14 protein-coding genes are annotated in these 19,922 nt (G+C 53.5%); 8 read left to right on the forward strand and 6 right to left on the reverse strand.

The annotated features are described in order from the left end of the window. Window positions 1-9: 9 nt before the first annotated feature. Window positions 10-861, forward strand: coding sequence for a DUF4397 domain-containing protein (locus ABD931_RS08210; RefSeq protein ID WP_345265818.1), 852 nt, complete (start codon window positions 10-12; stop codon window positions 859-861). A gap of 327 nt (window positions 862-1,188) precedes the next feature. Then, window positions 1,189-4,575 carry a TonB-dependent receptor gene (locus ABD931_RS08215; RefSeq protein WP_345265820.1) on the forward strand — a complete coding sequence of 1,129 codons (3,387 nt, stop codon included), beginning with the start codon at window positions 1,189-1,191 and terminating at the stop codon, window positions 4,573-4,575. A 102-nt stretch (window positions 4,576-4,677) separates the two neighbouring features. On the opposite strand, the gene ABD931_RS08220 is transcribed toward ABD931_RS08215, so the two are convergent. Then, window positions 4,678-5,595 carry a patatin-like phospholipase family protein gene (locus tag ABD931_RS08220; RefSeq protein ID WP_345265822.1) on the reverse strand — a complete coding sequence of 306 codons (918 nt, stop codon included), beginning with the start codon at window positions 5,593-5,595 and terminating at the stop codon, window positions 4,678-4,680. Window positions 5,596-5,761: 166 nt separating this feature from the next. Then, window positions 5,762-5,980, reverse strand: a complete 219-nt coding sequence (locus tag ABD931_RS08225; RefSeq protein WP_345265824.1) for a hypothetical protein — start codon at window positions 5,978-5,980, stop codon at window positions 5,762-5,764. A 478-nt stretch (window positions 5,981-6,458) separates the two neighbouring features. On the opposite strand from ABD931_RS08225, the gene ABD931_RS08230 reads away from it, so the two are divergent. Both ABD931_RS08230 and ABD931_RS08235 read left to right on the forward strand, forming a co-directional pair. Then, window positions 6,459-8,648 (forward strand): TonB-dependent receptor family protein, encoded by a 2,190-nt coding sequence (locus ABD931_RS08230; RefSeq protein WP_345265826.1) that lies wholly within the window; start codon window positions 6,459-6,461, stop codon window positions 8,646-8,648. A gap of 472 nt (window positions 8,649-9,120) precedes the next feature. Beyond that, window positions 9,121-10,095, forward strand: a complete 975-nt coding sequence (locus ABD931_RS08235; protein WP_345265828.1) for a polyprenyl synthetase family protein — start codon at window positions 9,121-9,123, stop codon at window positions 10,093-10,095. A gap of 93 nt (window positions 10,096-10,188) precedes the next feature. Here ABD931_RS08235 and ABD931_RS08240 read toward each other — a convergent pair whose 3' ends face one another. From ABD931_RS08240 to ABD931_RS08255, 4 genes are all read right to left on the reverse strand, one after another. Further along, window positions 10,189-13,302: an efflux RND transporter permease subunit gene (locus ABD931_RS08240; RefSeq protein ID WP_345265830.1), complete on the reverse strand. Its 3,114-nt coding sequence runs from the start codon at window positions 13,300-13,302 to the stop codon at window positions 10,189-10,191. A gap of 86 nt (window positions 13,303-13,388) precedes the next feature. After that, on the reverse strand, window positions 13,389-14,444 hold the full coding sequence (locus ABD931_RS08245) for an efflux RND transporter periplasmic adaptor subunit (RefSeq protein WP_345265832.1): 1,056 nt from the start codon (window positions 14,442-14,444) through the stop codon (window positions 13,389-13,391). 21 nt (window positions 14,445-14,465) lie between these two features. After that, complete coding sequence (locus ABD931_RS08250; protein ID WP_345265834.1) at window positions 14,466-15,794, reverse strand: TolC family protein; 1,329 nt, start codon at window positions 15,792-15,794, stop codon at window positions 14,466-14,468. A 74-nt stretch (window positions 15,795-15,868) separates the two neighbouring features. Next, entirely contained in the window at window positions 15,869-16,324 is a 456-nt protein-coding gene (locus ABD931_RS08255; protein WP_345265836.1) for a MarR family winged helix-turn-helix transcriptional regulator, read from the reverse strand. Window positions 16,325-16,648: 324 nt separating this feature from the next. Between ABD931_RS08255 and ABD931_RS08260 the strand changes: the two genes are divergently transcribed. The 4 genes from ABD931_RS08260 (at window position 16,649) to ABD931_RS08275 (ending at window position 19,854) form a co-directional block, all read left to right on the forward strand. Next, window positions 16,649-17,737 carry a sulfite exporter TauE/SafE family protein gene (locus tag ABD931_RS08260; RefSeq protein ID WP_345265839.1) on the forward strand — a complete coding sequence of 363 codons (1,089 nt, stop codon included), beginning with the start codon at window positions 16,649-16,651 and terminating at the stop codon, window positions 17,735-17,737. Between the two features lie 73 nt (window positions 17,738-17,810). Then, complete coding sequence (locus ABD931_RS08265) at window positions 17,811-19,037, forward strand: trans-sulfuration enzyme family protein (RefSeq protein WP_345265841.1); 1,227 nt, start codon at window positions 17,811-17,813, stop codon at window positions 19,035-19,037. 38 nt (window positions 19,038-19,075) lie between these two features. After that, window positions 19,076-19,408 (forward strand): hypothetical protein, encoded by a 333-nt coding sequence (locus ABD931_RS08270; protein ID WP_345265843.1) that lies wholly within the window; start codon window positions 19,076-19,078, stop codon window positions 19,406-19,408. Further along, window positions 19,405-19,854 carry a type II toxin-antitoxin system VapC family toxin gene (locus ABD931_RS08275; RefSeq protein WP_345265845.1) on the forward strand — a complete coding sequence of 150 codons (450 nt, stop codon included), beginning with the start codon at window positions 19,405-19,407 and terminating at the stop codon, window positions 19,852-19,854. The genes ABD931_RS08270 and ABD931_RS08275 overlap by 4 nt, the downstream gene beginning before the upstream one ends. Window positions 19,855-19,922 lie beyond the last annotated feature (68 nt).

Raw genomic sequence — 19,922 nt, forward strand, 5'->3', positions numbered from 1 at the left:
ATTGACCGTATGAGAACATATCTGAATTATACAGGAACAATTGCCGTAACCGGTGTACTGGCAACGGCTTTGCTGATCGGCTGTCAGTCTACCGAGTATCCTGATCCGCAGCCGGCCACCGGCCCGTCGACCAACCAGGCCCGGTTCCTGTTTGTGAATGCCGCGCCGGGTGCGCCGGCCCTCAATTTTCTGGTTGAGAATAACCAGGCTGCGCAGTCGGTAGCCTACGGCCAGAGTTCGACCGGCTACACAGCCGCTCAGGCGGGTACCATTCAACTGCGGGCGCGGGCGGCATCGGGTACTATTGGTGGTGTATTAGGCAACAACGATATTGTATTCCGGGCGGGGGCGACCAACCAGACTAATTTTGCAGCTTCGGCCAACACCAGTTATACTGTGTTTGTAACGGACACGCTGAACCGCCCCCGGCCAACAACCTCAGGAGCTACTAACCAGGGTGGGCCGCAGTTTCTGGTGGTGACCGATAACCTGACAGCTCCGACGGCGGGCAACGCCGGTGTCCGGTTCTTTCACCTGGCTCCCGACGCCCCGGCCGTTTCGGTCCGGTTACAACCGCAAACGACTGGTCAAACGGCACCAACGTTTCTGAACCGTACCTACCGGACTACATCGACGGGTACGGGTGCCACGGCCGTAAACTTTGCCAACTTTACGTCGGTGCCGGCGGGGGCATACACGGTGCAGGTATTTACCGGAGCCACCATACCGGCAACCGGCAATCCGGTGCTGAGCCAGACCATAACGCTGGAGGCCGGTAAGCTCTATACGCTGTTTGCCCGTGGATTGGTAAGGGGAACCGGAGCCAACGCACTGGCGCTGGGGCAGGTCATTAATAATTAAAAGGAATCTCTTTTCCTTTGATTTTCAGTCGAAAACGTCGCTCACAGGAGCGACGTTTTTTTATTACAATAGTTTTTGTATATAGATTAAGTGCAGTTTTAAGGTTGGGACACGTCTGACTGGAGTTAATAATTTTTTAATATCGAGAAATAGGCTTTATATTATAAAGAAATGAATAATTCAGGAATTTGTTGGTATTCATAGTACTTTCCTAAGATTAGGCTGCTTGCATACGGTTATAATTTCACTTTCCTTTGCAGCCAAATCCGTACTTGAATCCTACAAATGGGTTACTGCACAATAAACACAAACAAACCAATCACATTTATGTCTAAAAAACTACTGCATTTCAGAGCGGCATTTCTGCTGCTTGGCAGTATGCTGGTGGCTGTTCTCGGCGGGAGCGCAGCCCTGGCACAGGTGACTTCATCAGCGATTACCGGTCAGGTCCGGGATCAGAAAGGGGAGGTTCTCCCCGGCGCTACGGTGGTTGCCGTACACGTACCCTCCGGTACACGGTACGGAACGGTTACAAACAATGAAGGTCGTTTTAACCTGCCAAATGTGCGGGTGGGTGGTCCGTACCGGATTACGGCCACGTTTGTTGGGTATAAGGAAGTGGTAAAAGAAGGGTTCACGGCCAACCTGGGTACTGCCGTGAACGTAGACTTTGCCCTGGCCGATGAAAGCACGCAATTGGCGGAAGTAGTTGTATCGGGTAGCCGGAGCGATATTTTCAGCTCCGACCGTACCGGTGCCGCTGCTACCTTCGGCCGGGAAGCCATTAACAGCCTCCCGACAATTGGCCGTACGGTAAACGATATTACCAAATATAACGCTTATGGTAACGGCCGCTCGTTTGGTGGCCAGGATAGCCGCTTCAATAACTTTACCATCGACGGTTCGGTGTTCAACAACGGTTTCGGTCTGGGTTCATCGGCGCAGGCCGGTGGTCGTACGGGTACCACCGCCGTGTCGATCGACGCGCTGGATGAAGTTCAGTTGAACGTTGCGCCTTTCGATGTGCGTCAGTCCGGCTTTGCCGGTGCCGGTATCAACGCCGTAACGCGCTCCGGTACCAATGATTTCTCGGGTTCAGCTTATCACCTGTTCCGTAGCAGCAAAAGTCCCCGCCTGATCGGTAAAGAAGCCGACGGCAAGCCGCTGCCGCCGGTAAACATCGACGAGAAAACCTACGGCTTCCGCGTTGGTGGTCCGATCATCAAGAATAAGCTGTTCTTCTTCGCCAACCTGGAGCAGTTCAGGAGCAGCAACCCTGCGCTCGACTGGCAGGTAAACCGGGGGCAAACTTCAGGTAACATTTCCCGCGTATCGCAGGCTGATGTGGACGATATTACCAGCTTTATGCAGACCAACTTCGGGCGTTCGCTGGGGGCGTTCGACAACTTCAACAACGAAGTAAAAAGTATTAAGGGTCTGCTGCGTCTGGATTACAACATCAACGATAACCACAAGCTGACCGTACGGTACTCGCACCACGATTCGCAATCGGGTGTTATTATCAGCAATAGTAACAGTAGCAACACGGCCGGTAACGGTAACCGCACTAACTCCGCACTGGCGTTGTCGCCTGAGTCATCAGGTTACCTGATTGCGGATAACACGCGCTCGATCGCTGCCGAGTTGAACTCGAACTTCCAGGGCCGGTTTGCCAATCAGTTGATCGCTACGTACAACAAGCAGATCGAAGACCGCCAGTACAAGACAGGTCTGTTCCCAACCATTGACATTCTGAAAGACGGAACTACGTACATGTCGGTTGGTTTCGACCCGTTTACGCCCAGCAACAAACTGAACTATTCGACGCTGAACGTGACCAACAACCTGAGCTATTTTGCCGGTAAGCATACGCTGACGCTGGGGCTGGCCTACGAGCACTTTACGTCGAACAACCTGTTCTTCCCGGCCTCGAACGGAGTGTATGTCTACAACTCACTGGCCGATTTCAAAACGGCGGCCTTAGCATCCAAGAATAACCCGACGGCTACTACCTCGCCAGTACCGGTAAACCGCTACAACCTGCGGTATTCATTGCTGCCGGGCGGTGCTGAACCGTGGCAGCGACTGGAGTCAAATACGTACAGCGCGTATCTGCAGGACGAATTCCAGGCTAATCCGAACTTTAAGGTAACCCTGGGTCTGCGCGGTGATATTTTCGCCTACGACCAATCGCTGGCGACCGACTTTAATAACCCGGTGGTGGCGGGTCTGACGTTCAGGGACGAAAACAATGCCAACTATAACGTAAATACCGGTGCATTCCCGAAAAACCGGCTGCTGCTGTCCCCACGGCTGGGTTTCAACTGGGATGTAAAGGGTGACCGGTCGACGCAGGTGCGTGGTGGTACGGGTATCTTCGTATCGCGGATTCCGCAGGTACTGGTGTCTAACCAGCTGGGTAACAACGGTGTAAATACGGCCGTTATCAACCTGCAGAACACCACAACGGTACCGTTTGTAACTGATCCAAGTCAATTACCGGCGGCCCTGCGTCCGGACCCGACCAAGGTAGATATTACCAAACTGGCTCCGTATGTAGTGAACGCAACCGATCCCGATCTGAAGTACCCGTCGATCTGGAAAACCAATATTGCGGTTGATCAGCGTCTGCCTTATGGACTGATCGGTACGGTCGAGTTTATCTACAATAAAGTAATCAATGGCGTACGGTATGTTGATGCCAACCTGAAAGCTCCGGATCGTAAACTGAGTGGTGCGGATGACCGCGACCGCTTCCCCGGCTCCGGCGTATCGGGGGCTGCCCTCAACGCGGCCCGTTTCTACAATACGGCCGTTACTAACGTATTCGTGCTTAAGAATACCAACGTGGGATATGCCTACACCTTAACGGCCAAGCTGGAGAAACCGGCCGTGCGCGGGCTGGGTGGTATGCTGGCCTACACCTATGGCTATGCACGGGATCTGCAGTCGGTGGGGAGTACGGTACAGGCCAACACGCCGAGCGTGGGTGGTCAGAACTACCTGCGCGAGTCGTTCGGTGATAACGACCTCCGTCACCGGATCATCGGTTACGCGAATTACCGCCTGAACTACGGTGGTAAGTTTGGTGGGTCTACTATGTTTACGCTGGGTCTGGTATCTAACAGTGGTACTAAGGTTTCGTACTCCTATGGTAATGACCTGAACGGCGACGGTCAGATCAATGACCTGATTTATGTGCCGAAAAACGCATCTGAAACCACCTTTACTTCATTTACTGTAGGTTCAGGAGCCACAGCGCAGGTCTTTACGCCGGAGCAGCAGCAGCAGGCATTCGATAGCTTTATCGAGAACAACCCGTATCTGCAGTCGCGTCGGGGCCTGTATGCTGAGCGTAACGGTGGTGCTTTACCCTGGCTGACTCGCGTTGACCTGACGGTTACTCAGGAGTTTTTCGTGAAAGTTGGCCCGAAAGGTGTACGTAACACCATTCAATTACGCGCCGACGTTTTGAACTTCGGCAATATGCTGAACAATAAGTGGGGTGTTGGTAACGTACTGACGACTGGTAACTTTGGTACCGCTAACCCGCTGACGGTAGCCAGCGTTGCTGCGGATGGCAAGCCTACCTATCGCCTGGCAACGCAGGTGGTCGACGGTAAGACGATCCTGCTGCGTGACTCATTCACGAAGAGCATTACGCTGGATAACGTGTGGCAGGCACAAATCGGTGTGCGCTACATCTTCAACTAATTGGTTGAGTAAATTATCAATAAACAGCCCTGCCGGAGGAATCTGGCAGGGCTGTTTGTTTTTGCCCATTCGGAGCAGGTATAGGTTGGCCGGCTCTATGGCCTACGCCCGCAGCTTCAACTCCTCGGCCCGCAGCACATCGGTAGCCGCCTGGTAGCCTTTCACGATCAGGTCGCCGATGTCTTCGGAGGTGAAGCGCAACAGATTCAGGGAAAGTGGTTCGGTAGGCCGGACCACTGTCAGGCGCATATCGCGTCCGTGCATCCGCTCCCGTTCGGCAAAACGCTCGGCCCAGGAGATATCGTTGTTTACGATCTGGTTGACCGTAATGTCTTTTACCCGGTCCATCAGGTTCAGTAGATTCCGGCAATTAAACTTTTCGTTAAAGATCCGGCGCGACTGACAGGCGATGCAAACAATTTCGCCGGCGTTATCTTCAATGGCCACGCGCAGGGGGGCTACCTCCCGAAGACCACCGTCCATAAACAGTTTTTTGGTGTCTCCGCCAATGTGTACGCCCGGCATCAGAAAAGGCAGCGAACTGCTGGCATATACGAACTCCATAAAGTGCGGGTCCATCGCATCAGCGTAAATAATATCGCCCCCAACAACGTCGACGGCACCCACTTTTATCCGGATTGGACCATTCCGCAGCACATCCATATCGACGTGATTGGTGATCAGGGAGCGGATGGGCGTGTTGTCCAGAAAGCCGTCGAAGCGGCTCATGAGCGTGTTGAACCCCGTCCGGAAGCGGGAGCGGATGGTTGCTACATCCTGCGGGCGGGTAATGTTACGAATCCAGAATTCCAGCAAATGGCGGCCTGCTTTGGGCCAGTTGACGTATCGGGTCTCTTTGTATTGCTTTGCTGCTTCGTAGGCTAAAAACGTTGCATTAAGGCTGCCGACGGAAATTCCGTACACCGCATCGGGCTCATACCCCGCTTCGAGTACCGCCATGACAGCACCGGCCTGAAACGCACCTTTCAACGATCCTCCACCGAGTACAAGGGCTTTCATATTATTTCTATTTTCAGATTGGTATTTTATCTTAAAATTACCTAAGCATTATAACGATTGTTTAATTATTTTATCATAGGAATACGTTCGAAAATTTATACAGGCTTATATGATTTTATGTCTGCTGCCGGCGTATGCCGGCCAGGGCGTGAACCGCATCCGCTTTTCAGGCTTTTCCGATTACCTGATCCAGGTGAAAACACAGGGTATATCCCTCCAGATTGATAATAACCTGATCTCCCAGCGCCATTGCCGGGCGTTGTAGTCTGCCCCATAGCATGCGACCGTGTAGGCTATGAACGATTAAGGCATCGCCGGTTTTGTATTCCTGGTTGAAGGCTTTGGCTAAGGCAAACGAGCGCAAGTTGAGGTTAAAACCGTCCATAGCGGAAGTGTGATTTGGTAGTACGCTGGGTTTCTGAAGCTTAAACTAGGTATTTCTTTTTTTGATAGGTTACTCTTTAGCAAAAAGTTAACGAACGGTCATAGGTTTCGCAGCATTAGACCGACTGGCGCGTTACAGCAGGCCGGTCGGCCGCTGACGTCCAGACAGGTGGCCGACGGGTTCCACCGCACCCGGCCCGAAAAAGTACAGCCGCTGCTGGACACCCTTACGGCGCTATCGCTGCTGCGGCAGACCGGCGAGGGGGCTTATGCCGGGTAGAGGCTCCTGATACCCCTGGTCTGTTTTCGGTCTGCCGAAAGGAATATCGGTACTCATTCAGCCGGTAGCCCAAAACCGGTTGTTTGTAACGCAAGACGTGATTTCTGTAGCGGAAGTGTAGGACTATTGCTAGAACTGTAACCAACTTTGCCCTAAAAGCGTTAAACCAGCAGGTTTACGCAGCTACATGCTGATGCTAATGGGTCGATTTTACTTAGTCATTTCTGTTTTTTTTGCAGGCTGTTGGCCAGGATTTGTCCAGGCACAGCAACAGGCCGATACGCTCAAGGTTAACACGCTTGATACCCTTACGGTTGAAGGTATCCGTCAGATTCGGACCGAATCGCTACCCGATGTGCATGGCACTTACCTGCTGGCCGGCAAGCGCAGCGAACTAATCCGGCTTACCAACCTCGATGCCAATATAGCCAGTAAAACCGGCAGGCAGCTTTTGGCCCGCATTCCCGGCCTGTTTGTTTATGACATGGACGGCACGGGCAACCAATTGAATATTGCTACGCGGGGGCTTGATCCGCACCGCTCCTGGGAGTTGAACATCCGGCAGAACGGGATCATCACCAATTCGGATATGTACGGCTATCCGGCGTCTCACTACTCCCCACCCACCGAAAGCCTGGAGCGGGTCGAGCTGGTTCGGGGTACCGGTTCCCTGCAATATGGCGCCCAGTTCGGCGGCATGATCAACTACATCACCAAAGCCGCCGATACCACCCGGCGGTTTGGTTTTGAGAGCATCAACGCGGTTGGCTCGTACGGCTTGCTGAGTACGTACAATGCCATCGGCGGCAAGGTAGGGCGGCTTACCTATTATGCCTATGACTACCGGCGGGTTTTTGCCGGCTACCGCGAAAACGCGCGTTCCCATGCACAGGCCCAGTTTGTCAGTTTACAGTTTCAGGCCACAAACAGGCTGCGGCTGCGTGCCGAGTTAGGCCGGTCTACTTACCTGGCCCAACAACCCGGTCCGCTGACCGACGCCCAGTTTGCCCGGAATCCCCGGCAGGCCACGCGGAGCCGCAATTATTTTAACCCGGATATTTACGTGCCTTCGCTACGGGCAGTCTGGCAGCCAAGTGACCGCACGCAGCTTACCGCCACATTGTCGGCGGTGCTGGGGATGCGGAATAGTGTGCTGTTCGATGCCTTTGCCGACGTACCTGATGCGCCCGACCCGCAGACCGGTCAGTACAAGCCCCGGCAGGTAGACATCGACCATTTCAACAGCTATACCGCCGAAATCCGGCTGCTGCATCGCTACCAGATCGGGCCGTTGCCGGCCACGCTGGTAATTGGCGTACAAGGCATGAATAATGATCTGCACCGCCGGCAAGTAGGCCGGGGTACAACCGGATCTGCCTTTGACCTGAGCCTGACAGCGACAGGCTGGGGCCGGGACCTGCATTATTACACCCGGAATGTAGCGGTATTTGCCGAAAGCCAGGTTGAACTGACCCCTAAACTAACCCTCTCGCCGGGTATTCGCCGGGAAAATGGCCTGACCAGGATGCGGGGTACCATCAGCTATTATAGTCCCGACGCTGTACCCAATGATATAGCCCATCAGTTTACGCTGCTGGGTGTAAGCAGTCAGTACCGGATCACTCCGCAGATACGATTCTATGCGGGCTACTCCCAGGCCTACCGGCCGGTGATCTTCAAAGACATCATTCCGGTTTCGGTGTATGAGCGGGTAGACACTAACCTGAAAGATGCCCACGGCTACACGCTGGAAGCCGGAGTGGCCGGTCTTTGGCGGTCGATACACGTTAATGTCGGGGTTTTTGACCTGCTCTATCGCAACCGGCTGGGCAGCATTGTTACTACCAGCGCCGATGGCAGTTCAACCGTTTTACGGACCAACATCGGGGATAGCCGCAGCCGGGGCGTAGAGGCTTTACTGGAAGCAGACTTATTTCGTTCGGGAAAACTGCTGGTGAGTGGTTTTACGTCAACGGCGTATCTGGATGCCCGCTATCTGAACGTACAGGTATCCACCGGCACTGAAAACCGGTCTGTCTCCGGAAATCGGGTTGAAGCTGCGCCGGCCTGGACCAGCCGGAACGGGGTGACACTCCGCTACCGCCAGGTAAGTCTGACCACCCAATACAGCTATGTCGGCAAAACGTTTTCTGATGCGCTGAACACGGAAATTCCCACTGGTAATGGAGCCAGAGGGCTGGTACCGGCCTATAGCTTATGGGATTTAAACGCTACGTGGTGGTTCAGGAAACGTCTGACCATCCGGGGTAGCATCAGCAACCTGACCAACCGCCAGTATTTCACCAAACGGCCGACCTTTTACCCTGGTCCCGGTATCTGGCCCTCCGATGGGCGCAGTTTTACCCTGTCGGCCGGACTCAGGTTGTAAGGCCTCAATAAACACAAAGGCAGCCGGTAAAAGCTGCCTTTGTGTTTATTATCAAACTGTTTGTATTAGGCTTACAAGCCCTGAATAATGCCTACTATCTGGTTAAGCAGGTCTACAATCTGGGCTAGATTCGCTAAGAAATTAATCGGATCCAGTAAGCCGGCAACGGCACATAACAGATTCCCCAGCAAGTTACCTGATCCGGACTGAGATCGATGTTTAAATTGACCTGATCCAGGTGAACGACTAAGCCCAGAAGGTTAAGATCCAATGGGCCAAGGGTCTGGAATAGCCGAAAGAACTGGCCCAGCAGATGCAGGGGGTACGCGATGCCGTGCAGCAGGCCGGTCAGCCCAAAGCTGCCTTTTCCTGTTTCAGTCTCTATATGCCGGAGGCTTAACAAACAATCTTGCTTTGGCCCTCCGGCTTTTCCTTGCTATACTTGCCGTAATTTTGGAACAACCCCCATTGAATGGCTCTGACCGTCGCGGATATACAAGCTCCCATTGCCGTCGAAATGACGCTTTTTGAGCAGAAATTTCGGGATCTGATGAAAAGTGACGTGATGCTGCTGGATCAGATCATGAACTACATTGTGAAGCGGAAAGGCAAGCAGCTCCGACCCATGTTTGTCTTTCTGACTGCGGGAGTCTGCGGCCCCATCACCGAATCGACCTACCGGGGGGCTGCCTTAATAGAATTGCTGCATACGGCTACGCTCGTCCACGACGATGTGGTGGATGATTCCAACTACCGCCGGGGATTTTTCTCCATTAACGCCCTGTGGAAGAACAAAATTGCGGTACTCGTCGGCGATTATTTATTGTCGCGGGGCCTGCTGCTGTCCGTCGATAACGGCGACTACGACCTGCTGCAGATCGTGTCGCGGGCGGTGCGTGAAATCAGCGAGGGCGAACTGCTCCAGATCGAAAAAGCCCGTCGGCTCGACATTACCGAAGATGTGTATTACGAAATCATCCGCCAGAAAACGGCCTCGCTGATCTCGGCCTGTTGTGCCGCAGGAGCCCGCTCGGCCGATGCCGCTTCCGATATTGTAGAAAAAGCCCGGCTGTTTGGCGAGAAGGTGGGTATTGCCTTTCAGATTAAAGACGATTTATTTGACTATGGTACGGCTGAGGTGGGTAAGCCGCTGGGCATCGATATTAAAGAAAAGAAGATGACCCTGCCGCTTATTTATGCCCTTCGGAAGGCCGGCTATTGGGAAAAGCGCCGGATGATTAACATCGTCAAAAACGAAAGTGAGAATCCGAAGAAGGTAAACGAGGTAATTGCTTTTGTGAAGCAGTCGGGCGGCATTGAATACGCCACCACGGCGATGGAGCAATACGTTACCGAAGCGCAAACCATCCTCTACAGCTTTCCGGAATCTGCCTACCGCACCTCGCTGGAGCAACTGGTGCAGTATACGATTGAGCGGAGCAAGTAGAGATCAGCCGCAAAAAAGCCGTTGCACACGGGTGGTGCAACGGCTTTTTTATTGTTCCTGGCTGTAGCGGATTACAAATCCGCCGTACACGGATCACGCTTCGACCAGTTCCGCTTTAGCCGTTTTCTTCTTCCGGCTGAACTTCGCCTTGATGGTATCAACTACCAGGTACATAGAGGGCACAATCAGCAGGGTCAGCAGCAAGGAACTGGTCAGACCACCGATGATCACCCACGCCATACCGTTCTTGGTTTCGGCACCGGCCCCGCTCGCCAGGGCAATCGGCAGCATACCGAACACCATCGCCAGAGTGGTCATCAGGATCGGGCGGAGACGCTCCTTACCCGCTTCAATCAGGGCTTCGACTACCCCCATGCCTTCGGCTTTCAGGTGGTTGGTGAAGTCGACGATCAGGATGGCGTTCTTGGCCACCAGACCCAGCAGCATAATCATACCCACGATAGCGAATACGGTCAGGCTTTCCATCGACAGCGCCAGGGCCAGCAGGGCACCAATCAGGGCTACCGGGATGGAGAACAGTACCACAAACGGATACACCACGCTCTCGTACAGGGCCACCATGATGAAGTACACCAGCAGAATGGCCGTAATCAGGGCCAGACCCAGGCTGCCAAAGGCGTCGGACTGCTGCTGCAACTGACCCAGGTACTGAACGGTAACGCCTTCCGGCAGTTGCACCTTCGCCATCTTGGCCTGAATATCGGCACCTACGGTACCCACCGGACGGCCAACCACCTGCGAGTTAACGGTGATGGACGATAACCGGTCGATACGCTCCAGCACACTTTCGCCAACTTTCACTTCCACCGTGGCAAACTGCGACAGTTCGAACATCCGGCTCTGATTGTTGACAAACGTCAGGCGGCTGATGTCGCCGGGGCTAGTGCGATCAAAGCGGTCGAGGCTGATCAGAATATCGTACTCGTTGCCGTTCTGCTTGAATTTTGAGCGGTCGTTGCCCCGGAAGGCGTTCTGCAGCGCCATCCCTACGTCGGAGGCACTGATACCCAGTTGTGCCATACGTTCACGATCAAGGTTGACGGTAACCTCCGGCTTCGGATCTTTTACCGAATACTTCACATCCTGCGTACCGGGCGTAGCTTTGGTAACGGCCATCACCTGCGCGGCTGCCTTGCGGATGCTGGCCAGATCAGTACCTTTCACGGCAATCATGATCGGCGACTGCTGAGCGCCCACAATACCTACCGGCGAAACGCTGACCTTTACGCCCGGTATCTGCGCCACTTCTTTCTTGAGCAACTGACCAAACTCTTCGGTCGAGATGTTTCGCTGCTTCTTGTCGACCAGTTTTACGTTGAGGTCGGCAATGTTGCTGTTGGATGAGGTAGCGATACCACTGCTGGTATAGCCCACATTCGTAAACACATTGGTTACTTCCGGGTGCTTCAGGATCAGTTGCTCAGCTCGTTGGGCGATTCCGTTCGTCTGGTTGATGGAAGCCGTTGGGGCCAGCTCCAGTTGCACGTTCATTTCGCCCTGATCACTCTGCGGCATAAAGGCGGCCCCGATGAAACCGGCCGGCACCAGCGCAATGGAACCCACCAGCAGCGCAAAAATACCCAGAAATACCCACCGCTTCCGGCGTAAGATGACATGCAGGCTACGGCCGTAGGCTTCGCTCAACCGGGTCAGCATATGTTCGAAACCGATATTTAGTTTACCCCAGAGCGATTTCGGGTTCAGTACTTCCCGCTTACCGAAGCGCGATACCAGCAATGGCGTGAGCGTAAACGACACCAGCAAGCTCATCAGGGTCGAGAATACCACCACCAGCGAGAATTCCCGCAGGATATTTCCGATCAGACCACCCGTGAGAGCCAGCGGTACAAACACCACCACGTCGACCAGCGTAATGGCAAGGGCCGTAAAGCCGATCTCGTTCCGGCCTTCCAGAGCCGCCGTTCGCTTGTCTTTGCCCATTTCGAGGTGCCGGTTGATGTTTTCCAGCACCACAATGGAGTCATCGACCAGGATACCGACCACCAGCGAGAGCGCCATCAGGGTCATCAGGTTGAGCGAGAAACCCGCCAGGTTCATCAGCACGAACGTCGGCAACATGGACGACGGCAAGGCCACCAGCACGAACAGCGACGAGCGGAAGCTGTGCAGGAACAACAGCATCACTACCGATACAATCAGCACGGCCAAAAAGAGGTCATCGACTACCGCATTGGCCGAAGCCAGCGTATAGGTCGATTGGTCGGCGGCAATGTTAAAGCTCAGGCCGGTCGACGCGTATTGTTTCTCCAGTGTAGCAATCCGCTCCCGCACCAGCTTACTTACGTCGACGGCGTTGGCATCCGACTGCTTCTGAATCTGCACACCCACCGACGGCTTGCCGTTGATGTGGTTAATGGCGGTCGGCTTAGCGGTCGCATCGACCACCTCGGCAACGTCGCTCAGCAGGATCTGGGCACCGCTGGCTTTCCGGGCAACGATTAACTGCCGCATCCGGTTCAAGGTCTCCACCGAGGCATCGAACCGAATGGAGTACTGCGATTCCCGCGTTTCGAGCTGACCGGCCGGAAAACTGGTGTTGGCGCTGTTGATCGCCTGCGATACCTGACCGATAGACAGGCCGTAGGCCCGCAGCTTCTCCTGATCGACGTTCACCTGAATCTGCCGTACGGTACCCCCAATGATGTTTACCTGACCCACACCCGCCACGTTAGACAGTTGTGGCTTCAGCTTATCATTCAGCAGATCGTACAGTTGCGTCGGCGGCAGGTTGGCCGTAACTCCCATCCGCAGTACCGGCAATTCATCGGTCGAGAATTTGTTCAGAATCGGGCGGTCGGCAGCATCGGGCAGCAGGTTGGCGATCTGGTCGATTTTACGCTGCGCATCCTGCTGCGCCTTGGTTACATCCACCCCGTTTTTCAGCTGGATGATAATGATCGACGCACTTTCCTGCGAGGTAGACTGGATACGGTCCAGCCCTTCCAGCGCCGATACGGCATCTTCAATGCGCTTGGTAACGTTCGTCTCAACTTCAGCAGCCGACGCCCCCCGGTAGATGGTAGCGATGCTGATGACGTTGGCTTCGAACTTGGGGAGCAGGTTATACGACAACTGCTTGTAACTAACAACCCCAAACAGGACCAGCACGGTGAAGATCGTCGTCACCAGCAGCGGTCGTTTTATGGATAATTCGGTAATTGACATTTCTATTGTTGATGCTGGACGTTAGATTTTAGACTTTAGACCTATATGGAAAAGTCTAATGTCTAACGTCTACTATCCAAAGTCTTTTATTTCGTTATCTGCACCGGAGCGCCGTCGCTCAAATTGATCTGGCCGGTGGTGATGACCTGCTCGCCGGCGGTCAGGCCGCTGACGACTTCGATGGAGTCGCCGAACTCACGGCCAACTTTAATGGGGCGCTGCCGGGCTACGTTACCTTCCACCACGTACACATATGGGTTTTTCACACTCTCGACCAGCGCCGAACGCGGGATTTGCAGGGCCTTTTCGTTGGACGACTTCGAGAAGTCGACATTCACGAACGTACCGGCTTTCAGCAGGTTGCCGTTGCTGAGCGTGATCTCAACCGGGTAGTTATGCTCGGCGTTACCCTGCGGAGAAATAAACGAAATCTGGCCGTTGAATACCTTACCCGGAAATACATCGGCTGTCACCTTCACAGATTGGCCTTTCCGCAGTGCATACACGTCTTTCTCGTTGACCAGGACTTCTACTTTCAGCCGGGAAATATCAACGATGGAGCCGACCACGGTTCCTATATTGACAAACTCGCCTACTTCGATGGTACGCTTGACAACCTGGCCGCTGATGGGGGCCTTCACGGTAGCGTCCTGAATCTGCTTTTTGATCTGCTCGGCCTGGTTCTGGGCATTCTGATAATTATACGTCACGTCGTTCACCTGCACCTCCGTAGCCGCATTGCCGGCCAGCAGGTTGTTGTACCGGTCAACGTCTTTCTTCAGCTTATTGATACTGAGATTGGTGGCTTCCAGCGACAGTTCCTTCAGCCGGTTGTCGACCTGCACCAGGGCGGCACCCTGGCCGACGTGCGAGCCCAGTTCAAAATTGACGCGGGTTACTTTGCCGGGAGCCGTCGCCATAATATCGGCTTCTTTGAATGGGATCAGGTTGCCGGTCTTCACCAACTGCTGCGTAACGGTACCGGCCTCAACCTGTGCCACCGTTACCGGAATGGCAACGTTCGTGCTGGTTGGCAACTGGTTCTTCTCGTCAATCTTTTTCTTGTTCGAAGCCAGTCGGAAACCGATTAGAGAGACAATGGCCAGCATGGACACGATCACAATAAGGGTTGTCTTTTTCATACTCTCTGGATGGTTGTGTGCTTACAGTTGGTTAAAGAAAGTTGATAGCGTGCCCTGCGACCGTTCGAGGTCCAGCCGGGCCTGGTAATAGTTAATGAGTGAGTTCACATAATTCGTCTGGGCTTCGCGGTACGAGTTCTCGGCATTGATCAGATCCGTCAGCGGCCTGGTACCCTGCCGGTACTGCAACGTGGTTACATCGTACACTTTACGCGCCAGATTTACGGTACGCTCGTCGTTCTGCACGCTCAACTGCGCCCGCTGTATCTGCGACTGGGCGTTGTAGAACTGAAGCTGGTACGACGACACATTCAGTTTCTGCTGCTCCTCCAGCGACTGCACGTTCAGTTGCGTACGCCGGATCTGGGCATCGCGCCGGAAACCGTCGAAGATGGGTACCGTCAGACGCAGACCCACCGAGCCGAAGCCGGTAAACTTGCTCAGGGAGGGGATAAACTCGTTACCCAGTGTCAGCGTACCATAGCGGGCGTAGGCGCTCAGGCGCGGCAGATAGCCGGCTTTGATGCTTTCCAGGTTCAACCGCTGCAAGGCTAAATCTGTATCTGAAAGCCGGACGCTTGTGAGATTTTTCGGGTCAAACTGGGCCGGGCCTATATTGGGTAGTTTGGTCAGCACCGTAGAGTCCGAGAGCGTAACCGCCTGCTCCAGCGGCATACCCATCTGGAACTTCAGCCGGTTCAGCGCCAGGTTCAGGTTGTTTTCGGCCAGCGTCAGTTGCGAACGGGTGTTGTTGATGTTCACCTCCGTCCGGTCGTAGTCGACCTGCTGAATCACGCCGTTGTCGCGCTGCAACTTCAGGATGTTAAGGACCTGCTGCGTCCGGTTCAGGTTATCGCGCAGAAGCCCGATTTGCTGCTGGACCACAAACACCTGGTAGTAATTGCTGGCAATAGAATAAATAACGTCCTCTTTCGTCTGAAGCTCGTTCAATTCGGCTCGCTGCTGGTTAGGCTTGTTGGCTTTAATGCCAATCAGCAGCGATTTGTCGTAGATCACCTGGTCGGCCTGCGCCGATGCGGTTGTCTGGTATTTGGAGCCGAAGGCCACCCGCTTGGGTTCGGGACCAAAGATACCGGCCGGCAGTAGGGTGCTCTGAAGTTTGATGTTATCGTCGACCGTTCCCGAACCCGTCACCTGCGGCAGATAGCCGGCCAGAGCCTCCCGGCCCTGCTGGCGGGCAATCTCCGTCTGATTCTGGGCAATCCGCACGGTTCCGAAGTGCTGTAGCCCATAGTCGATGGCCTGCTTCAGGCTCAGCGGCTGCTGCGCCGAACTCTGAAAGGGAAGGGCCACGATTAAGAGAATACTTAAAGTGATTAGCTTTTTCATTATTGTCTTTAGGCAAGTTAAAAGTGGACATGTCAACGGTTGATATATCAACCCAGTGCCCAAAAAAATAGGTGTTAGTTCGAAATGGCGGTGTTAATCTTGTTGAGAATGCGCAACAGCGACTCGGTTTCTTCGGCAGTCAGGTGTTCGGTGATTTCCTTATCCAGCGACTGAGCCGTATCAATGGCTAGTTCACAAACTGCCTTTCCCGCTTCTGTCAGACAAACCGAGTTTTTCCGACGGTCGTCGGCGTCCTGTACTACCCGGACGTACTTATTTTTTTCCAGCGTCCGGATTGACCGCAGAATACCCGATTTGTCTTTATCGAGGGCATTAGCAATTTCCTGCTGCGATTTGCATTCATCACCAAACAGGTATAGCATGAACAGGATCGGCAACTGTTCCATCAGGACCGGCGTTGGTAACTTGGCCAGTTCCCGGTTGGTATGCCGGAACAGTTTATGGTTAACCTGAGCCAGATTAAAGCTGACAAGCTGCTGTACCCGTTGTTGTGCTTCGTTAACGCTCATGGTGCAAAGTAAATATCTGTTGATATATCAACCAAATAATTTGCAAAAAAATTTCGGATGCTTTGAGTTTTCTTCAGGTTGTAAAAGGGCTGACAAACAGGTTCCTGACAGCTTTTGGTATCTTTCTTGCCAAAAGTCTATTTGTTCTTTAAATAAGAAAAGTGAAAAAAGAGTTTAGTAAAATAGCGGATGTTCAACAGGTAATTGTTTGCGCAAGTGCGAATCATTAGCCATATTTGCGTTCACTCCATCAGCAGGCGGCACTTCACTGTGCCGTTTTTCATAAAAAGAATAGTCTACAAAGTATATATACTTTATTCACTAATGATGCCATCATCGGACATTGGCCTTGACGAAGAGTCCACACCAGCGGAAACATCGGCTGTGGCTACCCGGCTAAAGGGCTTGACAATTAAGGTAGAAGGGGAGGTGACGCCGGCGCAGCTACAACTAATTCAGGCTGTGCTGCCTGATGTTGAGGTGCAGGTTACCCCGGTTAAAACGCACTCAAAGTTCGCAGCACTCCTGCGTCGCCGAACCCGCACCGAGGTTGCGGTCTATGTGTTTGCCGGCCTGGCGCTGATGGTCGTCGGCCATCTGATCTTCAGCTACCTGACCTGGGATCAGATGACGCTGCTGGTTACCTCAGTGGAAGTAAACCCGGATATTTTCTACTTCCTGATGGCGGGCTTTCTGGCGCAGATGATCGATGGGGCGCTGGGTATGGCCTATGGCGTAACGGCCACTACGTTTCTCATGAACGTGGGCATCAGTCCGGTGTTTGCCACTGCCAGCGTACATAGTTCAGAAATCTTCACCAGTGGGGTATCCGGCTATATGCACCTGAAGTTCGGGAATATCAACAGCAAGCTTTTCAAAGCGGTGTTGATTCCGGGCGTTATCGGGGCCGCACTGGGGGCTTTTCTCATTTCCTCTCTGGCCGAACTGGAAATAGTAGCCAAATACCTACAGCCTGTTATTTCTGTCTACACCGCTATTCTGGGTATTCTGATCCTAAAGAAGGCGCTCACTAAGCGGACCAAAAAGAAACCGGTACGCCGGATTGCTCCGCTGGCCTGGTTCGGCGGCTTTGTCGATGCCATTGGTGGGGGTGGCTGGGGGCCCATTGTGAACTCCACGCTGATTGCGGCCGGTCGGCATCCGCGTTATACCATCGGCTCGGTCAACCTGGCGGAATTCTTTGTGTCGTTTGCCAGTTCCGTGGTCTTTGCCTTTTATGTGGGATTAGGCAATTACGGCCTGGTAATTCTGGGCCTGATTCTGGGCGGCATGATCGCGGCTCCCATTGCGGCCCACCTGTCGCGCCGGTTGCCGGTAAAAACGATGATGGTGCTGGTCGGCATTGTCGTTATCATCGTAAGTTTGCGGAAGATATTGATGTTTATTCTTTAATTGTCGCGGCCGGCATCCCTGTCGGCTCCCAATGACTATAAAGCCGGCAGGGATGCCGGCCTCTACGAGTAGCATGAAAAAACAAACCAAAGCCATACGTACCCAGACCGAGAAGTCGCAATACCGGGAACATTCGACGCCGTTGTACCTGACGTCGAGTTTTACGTTTGACAGCGCTGAGCAGGGCCGCGCCCTGTTTGCCGAAGAAGAAGAGGGAAACATCTATTCCCGTTTCTCAAACCCCAACGTTACGGAGTTTGTCGAGAAAGTCTGCATGCTCGAAAACGCCGAAGACGGCATTGCTACGGCAACGGGTATGGCGGCCGTTTTCGCGAGTATGGGGGCGCTGCTGAAATCCGGCGACCATATTGTTTCCTGCCGGGCCCTGTTCGGCTCGGCCCACCAGATCATTTCGCAGATTCTGCCCAAATGGGGCATTACCCATACCTACGTGGATGCCGACGCAACGGAAGCCGAGTGGGAAGCGGCCATTCAGCCTAATACCGGCGCTCCGGCGGCCGCCGGAGCGCCGGCCGCCAGAATGGTGTATCTGGAAACCCCGTCGAACCCCGGCCTGGAACTGGTAGATCTGGAGATGCTGGCCCGGCTGAAGCAGAAGTACGGCTTTATTCTGTCGGTTGATAACTGTTTTGCAACGCCCATCCTTCAAACGCCGATCGACCTCGGTGCCGATTTATCCATTCACTCAGCCACCAAATACATGGATGGGCAGGGCCGTGTGTTGGGCGGTATCATCGTTGGCCGCGCCGACCTGATGGCGCAAATCCGCTTCTTTGCCCGGCATACGGGGCCGTCGCTGTCGCCGTTCAATGCCTGGGTGCTGTCCAAGAGTCTGGAGACGCTGGACCTGCGGATGGAGCGTCACTGCCGCAACGCCCTGCAACTGGCCGAAGCGCTGGAGCAGCACCCGGACGTAAAAGCGGTACACTATCCATTCCTGCCGTCGCACCCGCAGTACGAGCTGGCCAAACGCCAGATGTTGGCGGGTGGGGCTATTGTGACCTTTGAGGTGGAAGGCGGATTCGAGCGGGTAAAAGAGCTGTACAATAACCTTTCGATAGCATCGTTGTCGTCGAACCTGGGCGATACCCGGACCATTGTTACCAACCCCTTCACCACCACCCACTCCAAGCTGAAGCCGGATGAAAAAGAGTCGCTGGGTATTACCGAAGGACTGATTCGGGTATCGGTAGGCCTGGAAGACATCGACGATCTGATCGAAGACTTTACGCAGGCCATTGCCAAATCGGCGGAGGTGCTGCAAACGACTGAACGTTAGTACGCTCGGTTCGTGTTTAGCCCATAAACGGAAAGGCTATGAAAACGCTGACGATTACAATACCGGATACAGAGGATACGAAAGCTGTTTTGGGAGAGGTTGCCCAGCAACTGTACCATAATGGTTTATTAACTGTTGAGCAGGCTGCTGATTTAACCGAATATGCCGAAAATTATTTCGGTACCCTCCCGGAGCATACCCAAAAGCTTTTACAGGAGATTACAAAACCCATGCAAGCCACGTTAACGGTAGAGGAAATGATTCAGCGGCAGAATTACAAGGGTATCAACCGTCAGGAGCTTGACCGGATTGCCCATGAAATGGATATTCAGGAATCTTATGAGGAGTTGGTAGCCATGCTGACCAAATGATTTATCTGTTGGACACCAATATTGTGTTAGCTTATTTGCGACAACATCCTTTATGCGAGTTCATTGACCAACAGTATGCCGCCCTGGCACCAGAAAATTACCCGGTAGTTTCAGTGGTCACCTGGGCGGAACTTGAATCATTGGCGCGGCAAAATAACTGGGGATTCCGCCGGATTAATGAAATTCAGCAATTCCTAAGCAGGTTTTTACTGGCTGATATAAATCGTAGAGAAATTGTCTTACGGTATGCTGAGATTGATGCTTTCAGTCAGGGCAAACTTCATGGGCAACCGCTTCAGGGCTCAGCCCGCAACATGGGTAAGAATGACATCTGGATTGCCGCAACTGCATCCGTTTTAGGTGCCACTTTGCTGACCACTGATAAGGATTTTGACCATTTGCACGATAATTATTTGCCTGTTGTTCGGCTAGACCCGCATCGCTAGTGATGCCAAACGAGTGGTGAATTTGAAAAACATTGCCCACTTAGTTAAAAACTTTACGCAGGCTATTG

The sequence above is a fragment of the Nibrella viscosa genome, assembly GCF_039541875.1.
Classification (GTDB): domain Bacteria; phylum Bacteroidota; class Bacteroidia; order Cytophagales; family Spirosomataceae; genus Nibrella; species Nibrella viscosa.

What these genes read in the sequence shown, in the direction of transcription:
- ABD931_RS08270 (WP_345265843.1), top strand. Translation starts at nt 19,076, where the DNA reads ATGAAAACGCTGACGATTACAATACCGGATACAGAGGATACGAAAGCT.
- ABD931_RS08245 (WP_345265832.1), bottom strand. Translation starts at nt 14,444, where the DNA reads ATGAAAAAGACAACCCTTATTGTGATCGTGTCCATGCTGGCCATTGTC.
- ABD931_RS08255 (WP_345265836.1), bottom strand. Translation starts at nt 16,324, where the DNA reads ATGAGCGTTAACGAAGCACAACAACGGGTACAGCAGCTTGTCAGCTTT.
- ABD931_RS08265 (WP_345265841.1), top strand. Translation starts at nt 17,811, where the DNA reads ATGAAAAAACAAACCAAAGCCATACGTACCCAGACCGAGAAGTCGCAA.
- ABD931_RS08235 (WP_345265828.1), top strand. Translation starts at nt 9,121, where the DNA reads ATGGCTCTGACCGTCGCGGATATACAAGCTCCCATTGCCGTCGAAATG.
- ABD931_RS08250 (WP_345265834.1), bottom strand. Translation starts at nt 15,794, where the DNA reads ATGAAAAAGCTAATCACTTTAAGTATTCTCTTAATCGTGGCCCTTCCC.
- ABD931_RS08220 (WP_345265822.1), bottom strand. Translation starts at nt 5,595, where the DNA reads ATGAAAGCCCTTGTACTCGGTGGAGGATCGTTGAAAGGTGCGTTTCAG.
- ABD931_RS08210 (WP_345265818.1), top strand. Translation starts at nt 10, where the DNA reads ATGAGAACATATCTGAATTATACAGGAACAATTGCCGTAACCGGTGTA.
- ABD931_RS08215 (WP_345265820.1), top strand. Translation starts at nt 1,189, where the DNA reads ATGTCTAAAAAACTACTGCATTTCAGAGCGGCATTTCTGCTGCTTGGC.
- ABD931_RS08230 (WP_345265826.1), top strand. Translation starts at nt 6,459, where the DNA reads ATGGGTCGATTTTACTTAGTCATTTCTGTTTTTTTTGCAGGCTGTTGG.
- ABD931_RS08240 (WP_345265830.1), bottom strand. Translation starts at nt 13,302, where the DNA reads ATGTCAATTACCGAATTATCCATAAAACGACCGCTGCTGGTGACGACG.
- ABD931_RS08260 (WP_345265839.1), top strand. Translation starts at nt 16,649, where the DNA reads ATGATGCCATCATCGGACATTGGCCTTGACGAAGAGTCCACACCAGCG.
- ABD931_RS08275 (WP_345265845.1), top strand. Translation starts at nt 19,405, where the DNA reads ATGATTTATCTGTTGGACACCAATATTGTGTTAGCTTATTTGCGACAA.
- ABD931_RS08225 (WP_345265824.1), bottom strand. Translation starts at nt 5,980, where the DNA reads ATGGACGGTTTTAACCTCAACTTGCGCTCGTTTGCCTTAGCCAAAGCC.